This is a genomic window from Martinezella sp. CNPSo 3732 (genome assembly GCF_057784515.1).
On record NZ_JBXSOO010000021.1, the window covers coordinates 40,408 to 61,550 of the forward strand.

At 60.9% G+C, this 21,143-nt stretch carries 19 protein-coding genes; 2 read left to right on the top strand and 17 right to left on the bottom strand.

The window, feature by feature from the left end:
- Positions 1-32 precede the first annotated feature (32 nt).
- The 8 genes from mmsB to AC13RM_RS26155 all read right to left on the bottom strand — a co-directional run bounded on the left by mmsB (position 33) and on the right by AC13RM_RS26155 (position 8,380).
- Positions 33-914 (bottom strand): 3-hydroxyisobutyrate dehydrogenase, encoded by an 882-nt coding sequence (gene mmsB, locus AC13RM_RS26120; protein ID WP_113229339.1) that lies wholly within the window; start codon positions 912-914, stop codon positions 33-35.
- A 22-nt stretch (positions 915-936) separates the two neighbouring features.
- Positions 937-1,995 (bottom strand): enoyl-CoA hydratase/isomerase family protein, encoded by a 1,059-nt coding sequence (locus AC13RM_RS26125; protein WP_374821828.1) that lies wholly within the window; start codon positions 1,993-1,995, stop codon positions 937-939.
- 39 nt (positions 1,996-2,034) lie between these two features.
- Positions 2,035-3,630 (bottom strand): GMC family oxidoreductase, encoded by a 1,596-nt coding sequence (locus AC13RM_RS26130; protein ID WP_374821831.1) that lies wholly within the window; start codon positions 3,628-3,630, stop codon positions 2,035-2,037.
- A gap of 163 nt (positions 3,631-3,793) precedes the next feature.
- A complete protein-coding gene (locus AC13RM_RS26135) occupies positions 3,794-4,777 on the bottom strand; it encodes a branched-chain amino acid ABC transporter permease (protein WP_488555841.1) in 984 nt (327 codons plus the stop codon).
- Position 4,778: 1 nt separating this feature from the next.
- A complete protein-coding gene (locus AC13RM_RS26140) occupies positions 4,779-5,666 on the bottom strand; it encodes a branched-chain amino acid ABC transporter permease (RefSeq protein WP_488555842.1) in 888 nt (295 codons plus the stop codon).
- A gap of 3 nt (positions 5,667-5,669) precedes the next feature.
- Positions 5,670-6,371 carry an ABC transporter ATP-binding protein gene (locus AC13RM_RS26145; RefSeq protein WP_488555843.1) on the bottom strand — a complete coding sequence of 234 codons (702 nt, stop codon included), beginning with the start codon at positions 6,369-6,371 and terminating at the stop codon, positions 5,670-5,672.
- Between the two features lie 2 nt (positions 6,372-6,373).
- Complete coding sequence (locus AC13RM_RS26150; RefSeq protein ID WP_488555844.1) at positions 6,374-7,156, bottom strand: ABC transporter ATP-binding protein; 783 nt, start codon at positions 7,154-7,156, stop codon at positions 6,374-6,376.
- Positions 7,157-7,171: 15 nt separating this feature from the next.
- Positions 7,172-8,380: an ABC transporter substrate-binding protein gene (locus tag AC13RM_RS26155; protein WP_488555845.1), complete on the bottom strand. Its 1,209-nt coding sequence runs from the start codon at positions 8,378-8,380 to the stop codon at positions 7,172-7,174.
- 172 nt (positions 8,381-8,552) lie between these two features.
- Here AC13RM_RS26155 and AC13RM_RS26160 point away from each other — a divergent pair, with 172 nt between their 5' ends.
- Entirely contained in the window at positions 8,553-9,479 is a 927-nt protein-coding gene (locus AC13RM_RS26160) for a LysR family transcriptional regulator (protein ID WP_285175357.1), read from the top strand.
- 14 nt (positions 9,480-9,493) lie between these two features.
- On the opposite strand, the gene galE is transcribed toward AC13RM_RS26160, so the two are convergent.
- The 5 genes from galE to AC13RM_RS26185 form a co-directional block, all read right to left on the bottom strand.
- Entirely contained in the window at positions 9,494-10,531 is a 1,038-nt protein-coding gene (galE, locus tag AC13RM_RS26165) for a UDP-glucose 4-epimerase GalE (RefSeq protein ID WP_488555846.1), read from the bottom strand.
- 264 nt (positions 10,532-10,795) lie between these two features.
- Positions 10,796-11,962, bottom strand: a complete 1,167-nt coding sequence (locus tag AC13RM_RS26170; protein WP_374821853.1) for a pyridoxal phosphate-dependent aminotransferase — start codon at positions 11,960-11,962, stop codon at positions 10,796-10,798.
- Positions 11,963-12,107: 145 nt separating this feature from the next.
- Positions 12,108-12,533, bottom strand: coding sequence for a large conductance mechanosensitive channel protein MscL (mscL, locus tag AC13RM_RS26175; protein WP_047628143.1), 426 nt, complete (start codon positions 12,531-12,533; stop codon positions 12,108-12,110).
- A 30-nt stretch (positions 12,534-12,563) separates the two neighbouring features.
- Positions 12,564-12,770 carry a hypothetical protein gene (locus AC13RM_RS26180; RefSeq protein ID WP_374821857.1) on the bottom strand — a complete coding sequence of 69 codons (207 nt, stop codon included), beginning with the start codon at positions 12,768-12,770 and terminating at the stop codon, positions 12,564-12,566.
- A gap of 13 nt (positions 12,771-12,783) precedes the next feature.
- Positions 12,784-13,350, bottom strand: coding sequence for a TetR-like C-terminal domain-containing protein (locus tag AC13RM_RS26185; protein ID WP_113229351.1), 567 nt, complete (start codon positions 13,348-13,350; stop codon positions 12,784-12,786).
- Between the two features lie 136 nt (positions 13,351-13,486).
- Between AC13RM_RS26185 and AC13RM_RS26190 the strand changes: the two genes are divergently transcribed.
- Positions 13,487-14,698, top strand: a complete 1,212-nt coding sequence (locus AC13RM_RS26190; protein WP_374821860.1) for an MFS transporter — start codon at positions 13,487-13,489, stop codon at positions 14,696-14,698.
- Between the two features lie 8 nt (positions 14,699-14,706).
- Here the strand turns inward: AC13RM_RS26190 and AC13RM_RS26195 are convergent, their stop codons facing one another.
- The 4 genes from AC13RM_RS26195 to AC13RM_RS26210 form a co-directional block, all read right to left on the bottom strand.
- Positions 14,707-15,150 (bottom strand): YybH family protein, encoded by a 444-nt coding sequence (locus tag AC13RM_RS26195; RefSeq protein ID WP_374821863.1) that lies wholly within the window; start codon positions 15,148-15,150, stop codon positions 14,707-14,709.
- Between the two features lie 101 nt (positions 15,151-15,251).
- Positions 15,252-17,462 (bottom strand): 3-hydroxyacyl-CoA dehydrogenase NAD-binding domain-containing protein, encoded by a 2,211-nt coding sequence (locus AC13RM_RS26200; protein ID WP_488555847.1) that lies wholly within the window; start codon positions 17,460-17,462, stop codon positions 15,252-15,254.
- Between the two features lie 13 nt (positions 17,463-17,475).
- A complete protein-coding gene (locus AC13RM_RS26205; RefSeq protein ID WP_167078277.1) occupies positions 17,476-18,684 on the bottom strand; it encodes an acetyl-CoA C-acetyltransferase in 1,209 nt (402 codons plus the stop codon).
- A gap of 191 nt (positions 18,685-18,875) precedes the next feature.
- Positions 18,876-20,672, bottom strand: a complete 1,797-nt coding sequence (locus tag AC13RM_RS26210) for an acyl-CoA dehydrogenase C-terminal domain-containing protein (RefSeq protein WP_167078279.1) — start codon at positions 20,670-20,672, stop codon at positions 18,876-18,878.
- Between the last annotated feature and the right edge of the window lie 471 nt (positions 20,673-21,143).

Here is a 21,143-nt window from a genome sequence, read left to right on the forward strand (position 1 = left end):
GCAGCCTGCCCCGTCTGATCCTCCAGCCATCCTCACTTCGCCTCGCGAAACATCTCGATGATCGCGGAAAAATCGCGGCCGCCATTGCCGAGCTTTTCGAAGAGCGCATAGAGCTGCGCCGCCTCCGCACCCAGAGGCGTCGATGCGCCGCTGGAGAGTGCCGCTTCCTGTGACAGGCGCAGGTCCTTGAGCATCAAGGCGGCGGCAAAGCCGGGCTTGTAGTCGTTGTTGGCCGGAGACGTCGGCACAGGACCAGGCACCGGGCAATAGGTATTGATCGACCAGCATTGGCCTGACGACGTGGAGGCGACATCGAACAGAGCCTGGTGAGAGAGGCCAAGCTTTTCGCCGAGCACGAAGGCTTCGCAGACGCCGATCATGGAAATGCCGAGGATCATGTTGTTGCAGATCTTTGCCGCCTGGCCGGCGCCGGCATCACCGCAATGGACGATCTTCTTGCCCATGACTTCAAGCAGCTGTTTGGCGGCCGCAAAGCTTTCCGTCGAGCCGCCGGCCATGAAGGTCAGTGTCCCGGCCGCAGCACCGCCGGTGCCGCCGGACACTGGAGCATCGAGCGAAAGGCAACCGGCATCGCTTGCCATCGCATGCGCCTTGCGGGCGCTATCGACATCGATGGTGGAACTGTCGATCAGCAGAGTTCCCTTCGGCACGGAGCGCAGCACGTCGGTCCAGACGGTCAGGACATGCTGCCCCTTCGGCAGCATGGTCACGACCACTTCGGCATCAGCCAGGGCCTCTGTCAACACGTTGGCGGGCTTCACGCCAGAAGCTTCGGCTGCCTTCAGCACGTCATGCGAAAGATCGAATCCAGTGACGGCGTGGCCGGCCTTGACGAGATTGGCGGCCATCGGCCCTCCCATATTGCCGAGGCCGATGAATGCGATCCGTGTCATGATATTTTCCTCCCATGATCGGTTATCTTGTGAAAAGTGGTGGCTGCACCGGTATGAAGAAACGGTCGATGGCATCCGCCGTTACTTCGGAAAGGCTCGCCGGAGACCATTTCGGATTGCGATCCTTGTCGATGACGGCAGCGCGCACGCCCTCGTAGAAATCATGATTATACAATATGCCCTTACAGGCGCCGAGTTCACGATTGAGGCATTCGGCCAAATCGGCGCTCGTTCGCCCTGCCCTGAGCAGCCGCAAGGTCAGCTTCAGGCTGGTCGGCGAGCGGCTGGCGATCACGCCAGCGGCTTCAGTGGCAAATTCTCCCGGTTCATCGGCCAAAGCCTTGAGAATTTCCTCCATCGTGTCTGCCGAAAACGCCCGATCGATCACCTGTCGGTTTGCCGCAAGCCGGCTTTCGCCGGCATCTACAGCCATCGTCCGGATGAGGGCGTGCACGTCTGCGGCAGAGGCGGCAGCGGGCAGCGCTACGATCGCATCCACGAGAGCCGGCAACGCGGAGGACGCGACACGATGATCGGCAAAACCGGCGTGGATAACATCGGCTGCCCCGACGGTCTGTCCGGTCAGACCCATCCAAGTGCCGGCTTCGCCCGGCGCCCGCGGCAGCAGCCAGGTGGCGCCGACATCCGGGAAATAGCCGATGCCGGTTTCGGGCATGGCAAGGCGCGTGCGCTCGGTGACGACGCGATGGCTGCCATGGGCCGAAAGGCCGACGCCGCCGCCCATGGTGATGCCGTCCATCAACACGACATAGGGTTTGGGATAGCGCGAGATGGCATGGTTGAGCAGAAACTCCTCGCGCCAGAAGGTTTCCGCTTCATCGGTGCCCTCCTTGCCGCTCTGGTGCAGCAGGCGGATATCACCGCCTGCGCAGAAGCCACGTTCCCCTTCGCCCAGGACGATGACGCTGGCGATTGCGGGATCTGCGGCGAAATCCTCCAGGGCCGGCGCAATGACCCGCACCATCGGCAATGTCAGGCTGTTCAGCGCCTTCGGGCGGTTAAGCTTGATAATGCCGGCCGATCCGCGCCGCTCGATGATGACTTCATCCGTGCTATCCATGCAAATCTCCCGTCCTTACCGTGACCGATCCTCAAAGATTCATCTATTGTCGGCAAGGATCATTTCGGCCGCCTTCTCGGCGATCATGATGGTTGGTGAATTGGTGTTGCCCGATGTGATCGACGGCATGACGGAGGCGTCGGCGATACGCAGCCTTGCCAATGCTCTGAGCCGCAAGCGGGGGTCGACAACGCTTTGCCCGTCGCCGCCCATGCGGCATGTGCCAACCGGATGGAAAATCGTCGTGCCGATATCGCCGGCGGCGCGCTCCAGGTCCGCATCCGTCTCGTAGGCCGGCCCCGGCTTGAACTCCTCCGGGCGGAACCGGGCGAATGAGGGCTGCGCGACGATCCGCCGCGTCAGGCGAATGGAGCGCGCGGCGATCTCCCGGTCACGGGCTGCGGAAAGATAGTTGGGGCTGATGGCTGGCTGCAGGGCGAAATCGGGGCTGCGCACATGCACCGAGCCGCGGCTTTCAGGCCGAAGATTGCAGACACTCGCGGTAATCGCCGGAAAGGGGTGGACGGGATCGCCGAACTTGTCGAGCGAGACCGGCTGCACATGATACTGCAGATCCGGCGTTTCCTTGTCCGGTCCGGAGCGGGTGAAAATGCCGAGCTGGCTCGGGGCCATCGCCATCGGGCCTGAACGGCGAACCAGATATTCGAGGCCGATCGCGGCCTTGCCGATCAGCTTCGTCGCCTTCTCGTTCAACGTGGGCACGCCGGTCACCTTGTAGGCAAGGCGAAGCTGCAGATGATCCTGCAGATTTTCGCCGACGGACCGAACCTCGCGCACGACGTCGATGCCGGCCTTGCTCAGTACATCGCCATGGCCGATGCCCGAGAGCTCGAGAATGTGCGGTGAGCCGATGGAGCCGGCCGACAACACCGTCTCCTTGTTCGCATAGGCGCGCTTCGCCACGCCGTCATGTTGGAATTCGACGCCGGCCACGGCATCCTCCTCGACGATCAGGCGGCGGACCTGCGCCTTGGTATAGACGGTGAGATTGCCGCGCTTCATCGCCGGGCGCAGGAAGGCTTTGGTCGTGTTCCAGCGGATGCCGGAGCGCTGGTTGACGTCGAAATAGCCGGAACCTTCATTGTTGCCACGGTTGAAATCCGCCGTCTCGGGGATACCGGCCTCCTTGGCGGCTGCCTGGAAGGCATCGAGCACAGCCCAGCGCACGCGGGCCTTCTCCACCCGCCATTCGCCGCCGGCGCCGTGCATCTCGTCCTTGCCGCGATAGTGATCCTCGGACCTGATGAAATAGGGCAGCACGTCGTCCCAGCCCCAACCGGCGCAGCCGAGCTGGCGCCAGAGATCGTAATCGCGGGCCTGGCCGCGCATATAGATCATGCCGTTGATGGAGGAGCAGCCGCCGAGCACCTTGCCGCGCGGATAATTCAGCGACCGGCCATTCAGCCCCGCTTCCGGCGAGGTGGTGAAGCACCAGTCCGTGCGGGGGTTGTTGATGCAATAGAGATAACCGACCGGGATATGAATCCAATGGTAGTTGTCGTTGCCGCCGGCTTCCAGCAGCAGCACCCTATTGTTGCGGTCGGCCGAAAGCCGGTTTGCCAGCACGCATCCGGCACTGCCGGCCCCGATGATGATGTAGTCGAAGCGATCCATTGGCATGCCCCCTCACCCTAACCCTCTCCCCGAGGGGAGAGGGGACTATTTCGGCATTTGCCTCGGCCCCGAATCCGGTGATCGTCAAAGACAGTTCCCCCTCTCCCCTCGGGGAGAGGGCTGGGGTGAGGGGGTGTACAACAAGAACGCATAGGTTTGATCTTTACCGCCGATATTCAAACCCCAGCTTCCGTCCCAGCCGCGAGGCATAGAATTCGCCGACGACACCGCGGCGGAAGAGCAAAACGCAGACCATGAAGACGATGCCGGTGATGATGGTGACCGGAAATTCCGACGTGGCGAGATAGTTTTCCAGCGTCGCCACGAATCCCGCGCCAAAAATCGGGCCGATCAGCGTGCCGATACCGCCAAGGAGCGTCATGAGAATGACTTCGCCGGACATCTGCCAGGCAACATCCGTCAGCGTCGCAAACTGGAAGACCAGTGCCTTGACCGCACCGGCAAGCCCCGCAAGTGCGGCCGACATGACGAAGGCGCCAAGCTTGTAACGCGCAACGGAATAGCCGAGCGAGATCGCCCGCTGCTCGTTTTCGCGGATCGATTTCAGAATCATGCCGAAGGGCGAATTGATGAAACGCCAGATGATCAGCACGCCGATCAGAAACACCGCGAGGACGAAATAATACATGTTCAAGGAGTTGCTGAGGTCGAGGACGCCGAAGAGATAACCGCGCGGCACCGACTGAATGCCATCCTCGCCATGGGTAAATGCCGCCTGCAGACAGAAGAAATAGAACATGTAGGAGAGCGCCAGCGTGATCATGGCGAAATAGATGCCTTGCCGACGGATGGCGACGAAGCCCATGACGAGACCGAGCAGGGACGCGCCGGCAACGCCGATCAGGATGCCGAGCTCGGGCGGAAGCCCCCACTCCTTCACGGCATGAGCCGTGAAATAGGCCGCACCGCCGAAGAAGGTGGCATGGCCGAAGGAGAGCAGACCGGCATAGCCGAGCAACAGATTGAAGGCGCAGGCAAATAGCGCGAAGCACAGCACCTTCATGACGAAGATCGGATAGATGAAGAACGGCGCCCAGATCAGACCGACAAGGCCGAGGATCAGCAACAGCTTCTGCACGGAAAGCTTCGGACGCTCCTTGGAGCTCAAGCTGATTAATCCAGCCATATCACGCCTCCCGACCGAAGAGGCCCGCGGGCCTCAGAAGCAGCACGATTGCCATGATGACAAAGATGACGATGTTGGAGGCTTCCGGATAGAAAACCTTGGTCAGGCCCTCGGCAATCCCAAGCATATAGCCTGTCACGATCGCCCCCATGATCGAGCCCATGCCACCGACGACGACAACGGCGAAGACGATGATGATCATGTTCGACCCCATCAGCGGCGAGACCTGGTAGATCGGCGCGGCCAGCACGCCGGCAAAGGCTGCAAGCGCAACGCCGAAGCCGTAGGTGAGCGTCAGAAGCACCGGCACGTTGACGCCGAAAACCTGAACGAGCGTGGAATTCTCGGTCGCGGCGCGCAGATAAGCGCCGAGCTTGGTCTTTTCGATCAGCAGCCAGGTGCCGATGCAGACGACCAGCGAGGCGATGACCACCCAGCCGCGATAGACCGGCAGAAACATGAAGCCGATATTCTTCGCGCCCGCCAACTCCGTCGGGACGGCATAGGGCTGGCCGGAGGAACCGTAGAGATAGCGGAAGGTCCCCTCGATGGTCAGCGCCATGCCGAAGGTGAAGAGCAAGCCATAGAGCGAATCGACCCTGTAGAGCCGGCGCAGGCAGGACCGCTCGACCAGCGCACCGAACAGCCCGACGATCAGCGGTGCCAGAACGAGGGCCGGCCAATAGCCGATGCCTGTATAGGCGAGCAGCAGATAGGCGGTGAAGGCGCCGAGCATATAGAGCGCGCCATGGGCGAAATTGATGATCCGCAGCATGCCGAAGATGATCGCCAAGCCGAGGCTCAGCAGCGCATAGAAGGAACCGTTGATGAGGCCGATCAGCAATTGACCGAGAAGCGCCTGGGCGGGGATGCCGAATATCGTCGTCATGGCTCAGACCCCCAGAACCTTGTGCAGCATATCCATGCGCTCTGTGAGTTCGCCGACCGGAAATTCCGAGACCATCTGGCCGTGATCCATCACATAGAAGCGATCGGCAATGCGGCTGGCGAAGCGGAAATTCTGCTCGACAAGCAAGATGGTCATGCCGCGGCTTTTCAACTTCTGCAGGACTTCACCGATGCGCTGGACGATGACGGGCGCAAGACCTTCCGTCGGCTCATCGAGCAGTAGCATGCGGACGCCGGTGCGCAGGATGCGGGCCATGGCAAGCATCTGCTGCTCGCCGCCGGAAAGCCTTGTGCCGACGCTATTGCGCCGCTCATGCAGGTTAGGAAACAGCTCGAAGATCTCGTCGAGTGTCATGCCTCCTGCTGCCACGACCGGCGGCAACATCAGGTTTTCATAGACGCTGAGTGTCGAGAAGATGCCGCGCTCTTCCGGCACGAAACCAATGCCCTGATGTGCCGTCTTGTGCAGCGGCACTTGCATCATGTCCTTGCCGGCGAAAGCGATCCTGCCCTTGCGGGCACGGACGATGCCGACGATCGTGCGCAGCGTCGTCGTCTTGCCGACGCCGTTGCGGCCGAGGATGGTGACGGTTTCCCCCTCGCCTACACGCATGTCGACGCCGTGCAGGATATGACTTTCACCATACCACGCATTGAGGCCCTGAACGTCAAGAAGCGGCGCCATCGTCAAGCCTCCTCCGTGCCCATATAGGCTTCGCGGACACGCGGGTCCCGGCTGACCGTCGCATAATCGCCCTGGGCCAGGATCTCGCCGCGCTGCAGCACCGTGACATGATGGCAGATATCGGCAACGACCGAGAGATTGTGCTCGACCATGAGCACAGCCCGGTCGCGGGCCACATCGCGGATGATGGCCGAGACGGTATTAACATCCTCCAGCCCCATGCCCGCCATTGGCTCATCGAGCAGCAGCACCTTCGGGTCGAGCGCGAGCGTCGTTGCGATCTCCAGCACGCGCTTGCGGCCATAGGAAAGATCGGCGGCGATGGCATCGCGCTCCTTCGAGAGACCTACGGAGGCAATAAGCTGCTCGGCGCGCGCATTGAGGCTGTCGAGCGCCGATAGCGGCCGCCAGAACTGGTGGGCGAGATTGCTTTGCCGCTGCAGGGCGACGCGAACATTGTCCAGCACCGTCAGATGCGGGAAGACGGCGGAAATCTGGAAGGAGCGCACGAGGCCCATGCGCGCGACCTTGTCAGGTCTCGTCTTGGTAATATCGGTGCCGAGCAGTGTGATGGTCCCATGCGTCGGCTGCAGGAACTTGGTGAGCAGGTTGAACACCGTCGTCTTGCCGGCACCGTTCGGGCCGATCAGCGCGTGGACCTGTGCGTGATGGACGTCGAGATCGACATTCTTGACTGCGGTGAAGCCGCCGAAATCGCGGCGTAGTCCCTGGGCGGATAACACCACCCGAGGCTCTTCATGCGAATGTGTCGCGGACATCGCCATGGGCCGGTCCGTATCCTATTGCTTGACGAGGTCGCAGCCGCTCTTGGCCGGATCGATATAGGCTTCCTTGCCCGGGATCGTCGCCAGCACGTTGAAGTAATCCCACGGCTCTTTGCTCTCCTCAGGCTTCTTGACCTGAAGCAGATACATATCGTGGATCATGCGTCCATTGGCGCCGACCGTGCCGCCGCGGCCGAAGAAATCATCAACAGGCATTTCATGCAGCTGCTTGGCGACGGCCTCGGTATCGTCCGTGCCGGCCTTCTGCACGGCTTTCAGATACTGCATCACGGCGGAATAGGTGCCGGCATGGATCATGTTCGGCATTTTGCCGGTGCGGGCAAAGAAGCGCTTGCCGAATTCGCGGCTCTTGTCGTCGAGGTTCCAGTAATAGCCTTCCGTCAGCGTCAGGCCCTGCGCCGCCTGCAGGCCAAGGCCGTGGACTTCGGCGAGCGTAAAGAGCAGTGCCGCCAGATGCTGGCCACCCTGGGTGATGCCGAATTCCGAGGCTTGCTTGATGGCATTCGAGGTGTCGAGGCCGGCATTGGCAAGGCCGATAACCTTGGCGCCAGACGACTGTGCCTGCAGCAGGAAGGACGAGAAGTCATTAGTCGACAGCGGATGGCGGACGGAGCCGAGCACCTTACCGCCGCTTGCCTTGACGAAATCGCTGGTCTGCTGCTCGAGCGAGTAGCCGAAAGCATAGTCCGCGGTTAGGAAGAACCAGGTGTCGCCACCCTGCTTGACGAGCGCGCCGCCGGTACCGACGGCCAGGGCATGCGTATCATAGGCCCAATGGAAGCCATAGGGCGAGCATTGCTTGCCGGTGAGATCGGTGGTCGCGGCGCCCGTGACGATATCGATTTTCTTCTTTTCCTTGGCGACCGCCTGCACGGCGAGCGCGACCGAAGAGGTCGTCAGCTCCATGATGGCGTCGACCTTGTCCTGATCATACCACTGACGGGCGATGTTGGAGGCGATATCGGGCTTGTTCTGGTGATCGGCGTCGACGATCTCGATCGGCACGCCCAGCACTTTGCCGCCGAAATCCTCGGCAGCCATCTTGGCGGCCGCTACCGACGACTTGCCGCCGAAATCCGCATAGACGCCGGACTGGTCGTTGAGAATGCCGATCTTGACGACACCATCGGACGGGCCAGCGGCGAAAGCCGCGGTGCTGGCTGCAAGCAGAAACGCAAGGGACGCAATAAGACTCTTTCGCATATCCTCTCCTCCCAGAGATTTGGCAAAAACGAATCTGTTCAAAATTGGCCAGCCGCTTTCCTCAAAACGGCTTTTCCCGACCGCCAAGATCACGGAATTCGCGCGTTGACGCAAGTCGCGATTGCAATTAATTCCAAACAAGGTCTGTTCATTTTTGAACAGAGGAGGATGCATGAAGCGCACGCCGCATTTTACCTGGGACGATCTGCAGTTCTTCCTCGCCGTTGCGCGAACGGGGCAGCTTTCCACCGCGGCGCGACAATTGCGCAGCAGCCATGCCACGGTTTCGCGCCGTATCGACCGGCTGGAATTCGCCTTGAAGGTCAAGCTCTTCGAGCGCAATCCGCGCGGCTACATGCTGACCAGCATGGGACAGCGCTTCGTCGATACCGCCGAACATATGGAGCAGGAGACGGAACGTCTACGCGCTGATCTTTCCGCGGGATCGGCAGCACAACGGGGTGTCGTGCGCATCAGCGCGCCGGAGGGTTTTTCAAACTTCTTCTTCACCGGCGTGCTGCCGGAATTCACCGCGAAACACCCGAATATTTCGTTGGAGCTGATCACCATCCAGCAGATCATGTCGCTCTCGCGCAAGGAAGCCGATATCGTCGTGGTGCTCGACCCGCCAAAGGCTGGTCCCTACTTCACCGAGAAGCTGACGGACTACCACCTGCAGGTTTACGGATCGCGCGATTACCTCGCCCGCCATCCGCCCATCGAAAGCCGTGACGACCTGCCGGACTTCGCCTTCATCGGCTATATCGAGGATATGATCTTCGCGCCGGGCCTGGATTATCTCGATGACGTCCATCCACGCATAAGGCCGCAATTCCAGAGCTCAAGCATCTTTGCCCAGCTGACGGCGACGAAGAACGGTCAGGGGCTCTGCGTGCTGCCATTTTTCATCGCCGGCAAGCACCCCGATCTGCAGGTCGTCCTGCCGCATGAGGTGGATCTCAGGCGCCACTATTGGATCACCTGCCATCGGGACCTGCGCCAATCGCCACGCGTGCGCACTGTCATCGACTTTCTCGCGGAAGCCGTGCGCAAGAATGCGCCGGCCTTTCTGGGGCCTTGGAGACGCCCGGAAAGCTGAGATCGCCATTCGCGTTATAGCATGCTTGGAGCGGCGTAGACCCTGTTGACGCCGGCGGCATCGAAGCCCGCACGTTCTGCAAGGCGAAGCTCCCAATCAAGCGAGGAGCGCACGATCATTTCCAGATTATTGTATTTCGGCGTCCATCCCAATTCACGACGAGCAAGCGTCGCATCGGCGACGACACTGGCCATATCGCCGGCACGCCGTGGAGCAATATGGATGCGGAAGGCGCGGCCATGGACGCGCATGACCATGTTGAGCACATCCAGAACCGAATAGCCCTGGCCGTAACCGCAATTGGCGACCAGTGAGCGGCCGCCATCGCGCAGACGCCGCAATGCCATCAGATGGGCCTCGACCAGATCGCTGACGTGGATGTAATCGCGAACGCCGGTGCCGTCGTGTGTCGCATAATCGGTGCCGTAGATATCGACCTGACGGCGGCGGCCGAGGGCGGCCTCGCAGGCGACCTTGATGAGATGGGTCGCGCCATCGGTCGATTGCCCCGCCCGCCCCTCGGGATCGGCGCCGGCCACGTTGAAATAACGCAGCGCCACATACCGGAAATCATAGGCCGCAGCGGCATCGCGCAGCATCAGCTCGGACATCAGCTTGGATTGACCATAGGGGGATTCAGGCCGCAGCGGCGCGTTTTCGCCCACCGGCCTGTCCGCCGGCTGCTGGCCATAGACTGCAGCGGTGGACGAGAAGACGAAATGGCGGATGCCGGCCCTGACGGCGGCGCTCACCAGGATACGGGTCTTGCCCGTATTGTTCTCGTAATAGGCAAGAGGGTCCTTGATCGATACCGGGACGACCGCGGAGCCTGCGAAATGGATGATGGCCTCTATATTGTTCTCGGCAAAAATCTGATCCAGCAACGCTTCGTCGGCGATATCGCCGAGATAGAAGCGGGCAGCCGGCGGAACGGCCCAGCGAAAACCCGCGGAGAGGCGATCGATGACCACGACGTCCTCGCCCGCGTCAAGCAATCTCCAGATCATGTGGCTGCCGATATAGCCGGCTCCGCCCGTCACCAAGACAGTCATTCTTCGCGTCCCCGCCAAGTCTTATCAGCACCATATGAGACCGCTTCCCCTGCGAAATTGATTAAAAGCGGGAGGCCTGGCGGGAAAGATTACGGGGATGGTTAGGGGAGGATTTCGTCGATCGATTGGATTTTATGGATTGGGGCGCGCGACGGCAATCTTGGTGGGCGTGGAGAGTGTTCACCTCCCTCTGTCGCTGTCGCGACAGAGGGAGGCAGGCCCAGCCAGGTCAAACGCTACCAACCACAGCGCACATGCCGGCCCTCACAAACTCAAAATATACCGGCTCAGCCTTTCCGCGGCATCCGCGACCTGCACCGGATCGCGCAGGAAGCAGGCGCGCATGAACAGCTCACCGCCTAGACCGAAGGCCGTTCCGGGCGCCAGGCCGACGCCGGTCTTGTCGACGATGTCGATGGCGGCCTTGCGGCTGTCGATGACGCCATCGATCCTGAGGAAGGAATAGAGCGCACCATCCGGCTTCAGCGTCTGCACGCGATTGGTGGCGATCAACGCATCGCAGAGGATGTCACGCGAACGGGTTGCCTTCGCGATGTTGGAGCGGACGAAATCGTCGCCCTCATTCAATGCCGCAACCGCGCCTCTCTGCATGAACTGCGCGACGCCGGACGTCGAATATTGCACGAGGTTTTCGATCACCTGCCCGAGCTCTGCGGGTGCGACGATCCAGCCGACGCGCCAGCCGGTCATCGACCAGTTCTTCGAGAAGGAATTGACGAAGAGGATCTTGTCATCGGCTTCCTTGACGTCGAGGAAGCTCGGCGCGCGGCCGCCGGCGTAGTAGTAGAGCGCATAGATTTCGTCGGCCATGATCCAGAGATCATGTTTGCGCGCCAGAGCCAGAATGTCGCGAAGATCCTGATGAGTGGCCGTCCAGCCTGTCGGGTTGGACGGGGTATTGATGAAGAGGCCCTTGGTCTTCGGCGTGATCGCCGCTTCCAGCCGGTCGAGATCGAGCGACCATTTGCCGTGCTCGAATTGTAAGGGTACGGCGACGGAGCGGGCGCCTGCGATCTCGAGCGCCGCAGCGATGTTCGGCCAAGCCGGGGAGAGATAAACCATCTCGTCGCCGGGAGCGGTGATCGCCTGGACGGACAGCTGGATCGCCTGCATGCCGGAGCCGACGACATAGAAGTTCTCCATCGGCAGCGAGGTCCCGAAATGCCGGCCATAATAATCGGCGAGCGCCTGGCGCAGTTCCGGAATGCCGCGCTGCCAGGTGTAGAAGGTCTCGCCGGCGTTGAGCGAGGCCATGGCGGCGCGGTTGATGAAATCCGGCGTCGGCAGATCGCCCTCGCCGACCCAAAGCGGCAGCAGGCCCTCACGGCCACGGGCATAATTGACCACTTCGACGATCCCGCTTTCGGGTGCTGCAAGCGCGCGCGGGCTGAGGCTATCTAGTATCGACATGCAAAGTCTCCGGTTTCTGCCTTCATAAAGCAGAGCGGCGGACAAATCCCATGACTTTGCCTTAGCGAATGATCGATTTTGGTGATGAATAAAGCCCCAGTCCTCGCATGGACCGGGGCTTGCAAAGTGAATCCAGCGAAGCCTATCAGCGCTTGGCGAGAAGATCGCGGATTTCCGTCAGCAGCTGGACATCGGCCGGCGGCGGCGCTGCCTCGGCAACCTTCTCTTCCTTGCGCTCGACTTGCGAGCGGAGCGCGTTCACGCCCTTGACCATCAGGAAGATGATCCAGGCGAGGATGAGGAAATTGATGAGGACGGTGATGAAGCTACCGTAGGCAAGAACCGCGCCCTGGGCGCGGGCCGCAGCAAGCGTCGGTGCGTTGACCCCCGAGGCGAGGCCGATGAAGTAGTTCGAGAAATCGAAGCCGCCGAAAATCGCGCCGACGATCGGCATGATGATATCGTCAACCAGCGATTTCACGATGCCGCCGAAAGCGCCGCCGATGATCACGCCGACCGCGAGATCCATGACATTGCCGCGGGCGATAAATGCCTTGAATTCATTAAGCATTGAGCAGTCCCCTTCGCGTTGCCGTTGAATTCACTGTTGGTAATTAGCACCATCTTTTTCCTTATTTTTCAATATGAAATCGACCGCGAGCCTTATCCAAGCACGCATATCCCATGAAAATTTCGCCACATCAGCAACTTCAGAGTGCATATATTCGGCACCTTGTTCGTCAGTTGCGAGCAACCAAGCCGAAGTCGCTGGATGTACCTCAGGAATTTCTGGTGAGTCGTTCGGCATTGTCGACCGCGCTTCAAGCGCTGACCACACTCTCCCGCATCACCTTCGCGACGAGCTTGCGAACGTAGTGGGGATCGGGGGTCTGGTCGAAGAGAATGCGATAGATGATCGGCGAGATGACGTGATCCATCAGCTCCGCCAAGGTCGGAAAGGGCTCGCCGCATGCCTCTGCCCGCGCGATGAAGACGCTCAATTGATAGCGCGTATAGGTACCGCATTTCTCCGCGTTTGCACTGTCGGCTGCCGCAAGAATATCGCGCAGCATTTGCCGGCCGACGCCAGAGGCCATTTCATCAGCATATTGCTCGACCCAGGCCTCCAGATCCTCGCGGGCGCTGCCGATCCTGGCGGGCTCGCCTTCCGGCCGCAGGTGCGCGGCGGCAACATCGGCGAGAAGCGCCTGAAGATCGCCCCAACGGCGGTAGATCGTCGACGGCGTGACATTGGCGCGCTGTGCGATCATGGGGATCGTCACTTCGGCGCGATCCATGGTTGCCAGCATGTCGCGGACAGATTGATGCACGGCCGCTTGCACTCTGGCGCTGCGCCCGCCGGGGCGGGGATTTTCTCGATAGCCCATAAGCCCTTGCCAATTTTCCCTTTTGCGGATCGTGAATGACGAAAGGCCATCCACTAACGCAAATTATTTGCTTTTATACACCAGGCGTCCTATATCCACCTAACGCAATCTTTTAGCTTTAGGTAGGATATAGTCGATGACCGAACTTGATTCCACCGCCAACGCTCCGATTTCACGTGCCAGACGCCTAGCGCCGTTCTATTATGCCGCAACCAGCGCCTTGTTTTTGGCCGCCTCATCTGCACCGACGCCTCTCTACCGCCTTTATCAGCAGGCCTTCGCCTTCTCGCCGGTGTTGCTTACGGTGATCTTCGCCGTCTACGCGTTCTCCCTTCTCGCCGCACTGCTCATCGTTGGCTCGATTTCGGACCATCTCGGGCGCCGGCCGGTGATCTTCACATCGATCCTCCTCAATATGGTGGCGATAGCGTTGTTTTTAATGGCCAAGGGTCCGAATTGGCTGATTGCCGCCCGCATCGTGCAGGGCTTTGCGACGGGAACTGCCATCAGTTCGATCGGCGCCGCCCTTGTCGATCTCGATCCGATCCGGGGATCGATCACCAACAGTCTTGCCCCGCTTGCCGGGATGGCGATCGGCGCGCTCGGCACGAGCCTGCTGATCCAATTCGCGCCGGCTCCGACCGTGCTCGTCTATATCGTCACGCTTGCCTTGCTGGCGCTGCAAGCCGCGCTGCTATGGCTGATGCCGGAGACAACGAGCCGACGGGCTGGCGTGCTCGCATCGCTGAAGCCGGAAGTCGCCGTTCCCAAGCAGGCACGCCGGACGTTGCTGGCGCTGACGCCGATCAATATTGCCGTCTGGGCGCTAGCCGGCTTCTATCTGTCGCTGGTGCCCTCGCTGGTCAGCGCGACGACCGGCAGCACGGCGCCACTGGTCGGCGGCTCCGTGGTCGCAGCCTTGACGATCAGCGGCGCTGCCGCCGTCTTCCTGCTGCGCCGGAGATCCGCCACCATGATCATGACATTCGGCATACCAACCATGAGCCTCGGCATACTGACGATCATCGCCGGCATGCATGCCGCTGAAGTGTCGATCCTCGCGCTCGGAACTGTGATTGCCGGCTCAGGCTTTGGGGCAGCTTTCCTCGGCACGGTCAGGAGCATCATGCCGCTGGCAAAGCCCGACGAACGCGCCGGGCTACTCTCCGCCTTCTACATCCAGAGCTACCTCGCCTTCAGCGTCCCCGCCATCCTCGCCGGCTTTCTGTCGAAGGCGCTCGGCTTTGCCGAGGCCGCCGATATCTATGCGGCGGCGATCCTTCTGCTTATCGGCTGGGGCGTTGTTGCCTTGCGATCCAGTCGGGAAAAACCCCTGAGCATTGCGTAAGAAAAATCTTACGGTTTGAGACCAAGCTCGGCAAGACCGCTGCCGTCCATGGCAAACGGCACCGACGTATGTTCGTGGACGATCTTCCAGATGCCAGCCTCTTTTCTGAGGCCGAGCGTCTGGCGAAACCAGAGATCAACGTCGACACCATCCGTCTTCTTGCCGGTCATCTGCACGAGGCCCGTCCAGAAGGCGACATCTTCACCAACCGTCAATCTGACCTCGATGACATCGCCGCCAATCGGCCCGTTCCAGGTCGAAAACCAAGCCGCCAATGCCTTTTCACCCTTACCCTTGTGCACCAATGGTGCCGCCAGGGTGAAGCCGATGACATCATCGCTTAAATGCCGGACCACGCCCGCCGCATCCTTGTTGCCAAGGGCTGACGACCAGCCCGCAAGCATTGCGTTGATGGCTTCCGCCTCATCGCGATTGCCGATGATCTCGATCATGTCATTCTCCTCGGTTTGATAAACTCAAGCGGAGGACGAACGAAAAGGGCCGCTCCCGACAGGAGCGGCCCATTATTTGTCGTCAGCAAGGATTTGTTGGCTCAAGCCGCCTTCGCGACACGGTAGGGATCGAAGCGTCCATAGAAGGTCTCGCCCTTTGCGGCCATGTCCTTCAGCAGCGCCGTCGGCTGGAAATGCGGGCCGTAGGTGGCGGCGAGCTTGTCGCAGAGTTCCACAAAAGCTTTCACGCCCATGCCGTCGATGTAGGACAGCGCGCCGCCGGTATAGGGGGCGAAACCGAAGCCGAGGATGGAGCCGACATCGGCCTCGCGCGGATCGGTGACGATGCCCTCCTCGATGGTCCGGGCGGCCTCCAGCGCGATGGTCACGAGGAAGCGCTGCTTCAGCACGTTGACATCGACATCATCGGCCTTCTTTTGCGGATAGAGATCCTTGAGACCCGGCCATAGCGACTTCTTCGCCGGTTTCGGCGGATAATCGTAGAAGCCCTTGGAGTTCTTCCGGCCCAGGCGGCCCTCGCCTTCTACGAGCCCGTTGACGAGCTGCATGTGACGTGGGTCGACAGCCTTCTCGCCGAGATCGGCGACTGTCGCCTTCAGGATCTTATAGGAGAGGTCGATGGCAACTTCATCGTTCAGTGCAAGAGGCCCGACGGGCATACCCGCCATCTTGGCGGCATTCTCGATCATGGTCGCCGGCACGCCTTCGATCAGCATATCATAGGCTTCGTGGATGTAGCGGAAGACGCAGCGATTGACGAAGAAGCCGCGCGTGTCGTTGACGACGATCGGCGTCTTCTTGATGGCGGCAACGTAATCCAGCGCGACGGCCAGCGCATGATCGCCGGTTTCCTTGCCGAGAATGACTTCGGTCAGCATCATCTTCTCGACAGGCGAGAAGAAGTGGACGCCGATGAAATCCACGGGGCGCTTGGAATTCTTGGCAAGGCCCGTGATCGGCAGCGTCGAGGTGTTGGAGGCGAAGACGGCACCTTCCGGCAGCACAGCTTCGACGGCCTCGATGACCACCTTCTTGACTTCGCGATCCTCGAACACCGCCTCGATGACGAGATCCGCATCCTTGAGATCGGCATAATCGGCCGACGGCGTGATGCGGGATAGAAGGGCCGCGCCCTCATCCTGCGTCAGCCTTCCCTTACCGATCGAGTCCTTCACCAGCCCTTCGCCGACACCCTTGCCCTTGGTCGCGGCCTCGATGTCGCGATCGATGAGCGTGACCGGAATGCCGGCAGCGGCCGTGACATAGGCGATGGACGCGCCCATGAAGCCGGCGCCGACGACACCGACCTTCTTCAGCTCCGTCTTCGGCTGGCCAGCCGGGCGTCGCGCGCCCTTGCCGAGTTCCTGCATGGAGATGAACAGCGAGCGGATCATCGAATAGGCTTCGGTGGTCTGCAGCACATGCGTGAAATAGCGCTGCTCGATCTTCAGGCCGGTATCGAAGGGAACCTGCAGGCCTTCATAGACGCATTTAAGGATGGCGAGGGCCGCCGGATAATTGCCCGATGTTTCGCGGCGCAGGATGGCCGGTGCCGCCGGCCAGAGTTGGGCTGCGGCAGGCGTCCAGATGCCGCCGCCCGGCGCCTTGAAGCCCTTTTCATCCCACGGGGCGATAGGCTTCAAACCGTCCTTGATCATCTGCTTGGCGGCCGGGATCAGCTGATCCGGCTCGACCACCTGATGCACGAGGTTCATCGCCTTGGCGCGCGCGGCCGTGAGCGACTGGCCCGTCGTCATCATCTGCAGGGCGGATTGCGCATCCGTCAGGCGCGCGATGCGCTGCGTGCCGCCGGCGCCGGGGAAGATGCCAACCTTGACCTCGGGCAGTGCGATCTTGACGCTCTTGGCGTTCGACGCAACACGGCCATGGCAGGCGAGCGACAGCTCGAAAGCGCCGCCCATGCACGTGCCGTTGATCGCCGAGACCCAGGGCTTGCCGCAGGTTTCGAGCTTGCGGAAGAGGCCGGTCATGCGCCCGACGAGATCGAAGAGCTTCTGCGCGGCCGCGGCCGGGTCCTTCGCCTTCTCCTCCTGATAGAAGGAAAACATCGACTTGATCATCGAGAGATCGGCGCCGCCGGAAAAGGAAGACTTGCCAGAGGTGAAGACCACACCCTTGACGGCCGCATCGGCGACGGTCGCGTCGATGATGGCATTCAGCTCTTCGAGGATCTCGGCGGTGAAGACGTTCATGGACTTGCCAGGCATGTCCCAGGTGACGAGCGCGATGCCATCTGCGTCGGTTTCGACGGTGAAATTCGTGTAAGCCATTGGTTTCCCCTCCTCAGACGCGTTCGACGATCGTAGCGGTGCCCATGCCGGCACCGATGCAGAGTGTTACGAGCGCTGTGTTGAGATCGCGGCGTTCCAGCTCGTCGAGTACGGTGCCGAGGATCATCGCGCCGGTGGCACCCAGCGGATGGCCCATGGCAATCGCGCCGCCATTGACGTTGATCTTGTCATGCGGAATTTCGAATGCCTGCATGTAGCGCAGCACGACTGCGGCGAAGGCTTCGTTGAGCTCGAAGAGGTCGATATCGGCAAGCGTCAGGCCGCTGCGCTTCAACAGCTTTTCGGTGACGTCAACCGGGCCGGTCAGCATCAGTGCCGGGTCGGAGCCGATATTGGCGAAGGCCTTGATGCGGCCGCGCGGCTTCAGGCCCATGCTTTCACCGCCCGCCTTGGAGCCGAGCAGCACGGCAGCGGCGCCATCGACGATGCCGGAGGAATTGCCGGCGTGATGGACGTAATTGATGCGCTCGACTTCCGGATGCGCTTGGATGCCAACGGCCTCGAAGCCGCCCATTTCGCCTGGAAGCTGGAACGACGGATTGAGCGAGGCGAGCGCTTGCATATCGGTGCCGGGACGCATGTGTTCGTCACGGTCGAGAATGGTCAGGCCGTTGATATCCTTCACCGGAATGACCGAATTCTTGAAATAGCCCTTTTCCCAGGCATTGGCGGCGCGCTTCTGGCTCTCGACGGCATAAGCGTCGACGTCATCGCGCGAGAAGCCGTATTTGGTGGCGATGAGATCGGCCGACACACCCTGCGGCATGAAATAGGCCGGGAAATTGACTGAAGGGTCCATGAACCAGGCACCGCCAGACATGCCCAGGCCGACGCGCGACATGCTTTCGACACCGCCGGCAATGACGATATCGTCAGCCCCTTGAGCGATCTTCGCCGCACCAAAATTTACGGCATCGAGGCCGGAGGCGCAGAAACGCGAAATCTGCATGCCAGGCGCCTTGGTGGAATAGCCGGCCTCGAAGGCAGCACCCCTCGGGATGACGGCGCCGGCTTCCATGACCGGATCGACGCAGCCCATAATGATGTCGTCAACCGTTGCGGTATCAAGACCGTTGCGATCGCGGATCGCCTCGAGCGCCTTGGCGGCAAGGCGCACGGACGGCACTTCATGCAGCGACCCATCCTTCTTGCCGCGCCCGCGCGGCGTGCGCACGTGGTCGTAAATGAAAACCTCGGTCATGTCTCATCTCCCTGCAGCGGCAAGCCGCCCTTCAATTCAGTATATAGCGATCAACGTCGCGAATTCCCCTTCTCCCCTCGGGGAGAAGGTGCCCGAAAGGGCGGATGAAGGGGATCATGGGCAGCCTTACGGTGCACGCCCCCTCATCCTGCGCTTCGCGCGTCCTTCTCCCCAAGGGGAGAAGGAAAAACTCAAAAGGCTTCCGCCGCCAGTTCCATCATCGTATCGGCGCCGGTTTCGATGCGGGCCTTGCGCAGTGCCGTTTCCGGCATGATGCGCTCCATGTAGAACCGCGCCGTGACAAGTTTGTTCTTCAGATAATCCTCACGCGCCGTATCGCCAGCCGCAAGACCTGCCTGCGCCGCCTTGGCCATCTTCGCCCACATATAGCCGAGGACGACAAGGCCGAAGAGGTGCATGTAGTCGGTCGAGCCGGCGCCGGCATTGTCGGGCTTGGCCATGGCGTTCTGCATGAACCACATGGTCGCGGCCTGTACGTCGTTCAAGCCCTTCTTCAGATGCTTGGTGAAGAAAGCCATCTGCTCGTCGTTGCGGTTTTCCTCGCAAAAATCGCCGATTTCCTTGAACAGCGCCATAACGGCGCGGCCGCCGTTCAGCGCCAGCTTGCGGCCGACGAGATCGAGCGCCTGAATGCCGTTGGCGCCCTCATAGATCATGGTGATGCGGGCATCGCGAACATACTGGCTCATGCCGTGCTCTTCGATGTAGCCATGGCCGCCGAAGACCTGCTGCGCCATGACGGCATGCTCGAAGCCCTTGTCGGTCAGAACGCCCTTGAGGATCGGCGTTGCGAGACCAAGGATATCGTCGGCTGCCTGACGGTCCTTCTCATCCGGGGAGCGATGGGCGATATCGGACTTCAGCGCCGTCCACAGCAGGAAGGCGCGGCCGGCTTCGTTGAAGGCACGGATCGTCATCAGAGAGCGGCGGATATCCGGATGGACGATGATGGGGTCAGCCTTCTTGTCCGGTGCCTTCGGGCCGGAGAGCGAACGGCCCTGGATGCGCTCGCGGGCATAGTTGGCGGCATTCTGATAGGCGATTTCGGCAATCGAGAGACCCTGCAGGCCGACGCCGAGGCGCGCCTCGTTCATCATGACGAACATGGCGTTGAGGCCGCGATTTTCGGCACCAATCAGGAAGCCCGTGGCCTCGTCATAGTTCATGACGCAGGTGGCGTTGCCGTGAATGCCCATCTTGTGTTCGATCGCGCCGCAGGAAACCGGGTTGCGTGCGCCGAGCGAACCGTCCTCCTTGACGAGGAATTTTGGCACGATAAAGAGCGAGATGCCCTTGGTTCCCTCAGGCGCGCCTTCGATGCGGGCAAGGACGAGATGGACAATATTATCCGTCATGTCGTGCTCGCCTGCCGAGATAAAGATCTTCTGGCCTGAGATCTTGTAGCTGCCATCCGGCTGGGGCACCGCCTTGGTGCGCAAGAGGCCGAGATCGGTGCCGCAATGCGGTTCGGTGAGGTTCATGGTGCCGGACCAGCTGCCCTCGACTAATTTCGGCAAGTAAGTCTGCTTCTGCGCATCAGAGCCATGGACGAGGATCGCGGCGATCGCGCCCTGCGTCAGGCCCGGATACATCATCAGCGACATGTTGGCGGCCGAGGTATATTCGCCGACGGCGCAGTGCAGCACGTATGGAAGCCCCTGCCCGCCGAATTCCTCCGGCACGGCGAGACCCAGCCATCCCCCTTCGCGATAGGCGCGATAGGCTTCCTTGAAGCCCTTCGGCGTCGAGACCGTGCCATCGTCATGGCGTACGCAGCCTTCCTGATCGCCGGAATAGTTGAGCGGGAAAAGCACCTCTTCCGACAGCTTGGCCGCTTCGCCGACGATCGCCTCGATCATGTCTGGGGTGGCATCGGCATAACCGGGAAGATTGTTGTAGCGCTCCAGCCCGAGCACATCGTTCAGGACGAAGAGCGTATCGTTCACCGGGGCCTTGTAGACTGGCATTTCTCGAATTCCTCCAATTCGCCGCCGGACCTTGAGATTCCGGCCACTGTCATACCCTTACAAAATATTGACGTTTGCGTAAACGTCAAATTCGCGCCTCACGTTGAAATTTTGGTGAAGCCCGTGAGGGAGACCATCCCGTCTATTGCCGATACGCCCCCTCCACCTCAGCAACCGGGTAATGCCTGCGTGCAAGAATATCGGGCCGCGGGACAGCAGAACCAAAATAAAAGGTTAAGACTTCCGGCAAACTTAACGAGTTGTTTACCACGTTTCGTAAATTGTACGAGTTGAGCAGCAGTGCTTCGGGTTTCTTCAACTTATGCTTGGAAATCGCGCTGTCTTTGCCGCTCTGTTGGAGGAAAGCCAATACATTTATCCCTTTCCGAACGACGGATGCAGACAGCGCGGCGATACAGCAACGTCTTCTTCCATCAGCATGACGGCCCGGGGTGGTCCATAGTTCAAGGC

Excerpts from the sequence above, each read along its gene's own strand:
- AC13RM_RS26195 (WP_374821863.1), bottom strand. The coding sequence starts at position 15,150 with ATGATCGAGATCATCGGCAATCGCGATGAGGCGGAAGCCATCAACGCA.
- AC13RM_RS26190 (WP_374821860.1), top strand. The coding sequence starts at position 13,487 with ATGACCGAACTTGATTCCACCGCCAACGCTCCGATTTCACGTGCCAGA.
- mmsB (WP_113229339.1), bottom strand. The coding sequence starts at position 914 with ATGACACGGATCGCATTCATCGGCCTCGGCAATATGGGAGGGCCGATG.
- AC13RM_RS26135 (WP_488555841.1), bottom strand. The coding sequence starts at position 4,777 with ATGGCTGGATTAATCAGCTTGAGCTCCAAGGAGCGTCCGAAGCTTTCC.
- galE (WP_488555846.1), bottom strand. The coding sequence starts at position 10,531 with ATGACTGTCTTGGTGACGGGCGGAGCCGGCTATATCGGCAGCCACATG.
- AC13RM_RS26185 (WP_113229351.1), bottom strand. The coding sequence starts at position 13,350 with ATGGGCTATCGAGAAAATCCCCGCCCCGGCGGGCGCAGCGCCAGAGTG.
- mscL (WP_047628143.1), bottom strand. The coding sequence starts at position 12,533 with ATGCTTAATGAATTCAAGGCATTTATCGCCCGCGGCAATGTCATGGAT.
- AC13RM_RS26170 (WP_374821853.1), bottom strand. The coding sequence starts at position 11,962 with ATGTCGATACTAGATAGCCTCAGCCCGCGCGCGCTTGCAGCACCCGAA.
- AC13RM_RS26180 (WP_374821857.1), bottom strand. The coding sequence starts at position 12,770 with ATGCCGAACGACTCACCAGAAATTCCTGAGGTACATCCAGCGACTTCG.
- AC13RM_RS26145 (WP_488555843.1), bottom strand. The coding sequence starts at position 6,371 with ATGGCGCCGCTTCTTGACGTTCAGGGCCTCAATGCGTGGTATGGTGAA.
- AC13RM_RS26130 (WP_374821831.1), bottom strand. The coding sequence starts at position 3,630 with ATGGATCGCTTCGACTACATCATCATCGGGGCCGGCAGTGCCGGATGC.
- AC13RM_RS26200 (WP_488555847.1), bottom strand. The coding sequence starts at position 17,462 with ATGGCTTACACGAATTTCACCGTCGAAACCGACGCAGATGGCATCGCG.
- AC13RM_RS26160 (WP_285175357.1), top strand. The coding sequence starts at position 8,553 with ATGAAGCGCACGCCGCATTTTACCTGGGACGATCTGCAGTTCTTCCTC.
- AC13RM_RS26150 (WP_488555844.1), bottom strand. The coding sequence starts at position 7,156 with ATGGCGATGTCCGCGACACATTCGCATGAAGAGCCTCGGGTGGTGTTA.
- AC13RM_RS26205 (WP_167078277.1), bottom strand. The coding sequence starts at position 18,684 with ATGACCGAGGTTTTCATTTACGACCACGTGCGCACGCCGCGCGGGCGC.
- AC13RM_RS26125 (WP_374821828.1), bottom strand. The coding sequence starts at position 1,995 with ATGGATAGCACGGATGAAGTCATCATCGAGCGGCGCGGATCGGCCGGC.
- AC13RM_RS26210 (WP_167078279.1), bottom strand. The coding sequence starts at position 20,672 with ATGCCAGTCTACAAGGCCCCGGTGAACGATACGCTCTTCGTCCTGAAC.
- AC13RM_RS26140 (WP_488555842.1), bottom strand. The coding sequence starts at position 5,666 with ATGACGACGATATTCGGCATCCCCGCCCAGGCGCTTCTCGGTCAATTG.
- AC13RM_RS26155 (WP_488555845.1), bottom strand. The coding sequence starts at position 8,380 with ATGCGAAAGAGTCTTATTGCGTCCCTTGCGTTTCTGCTTGCAGCCAGC.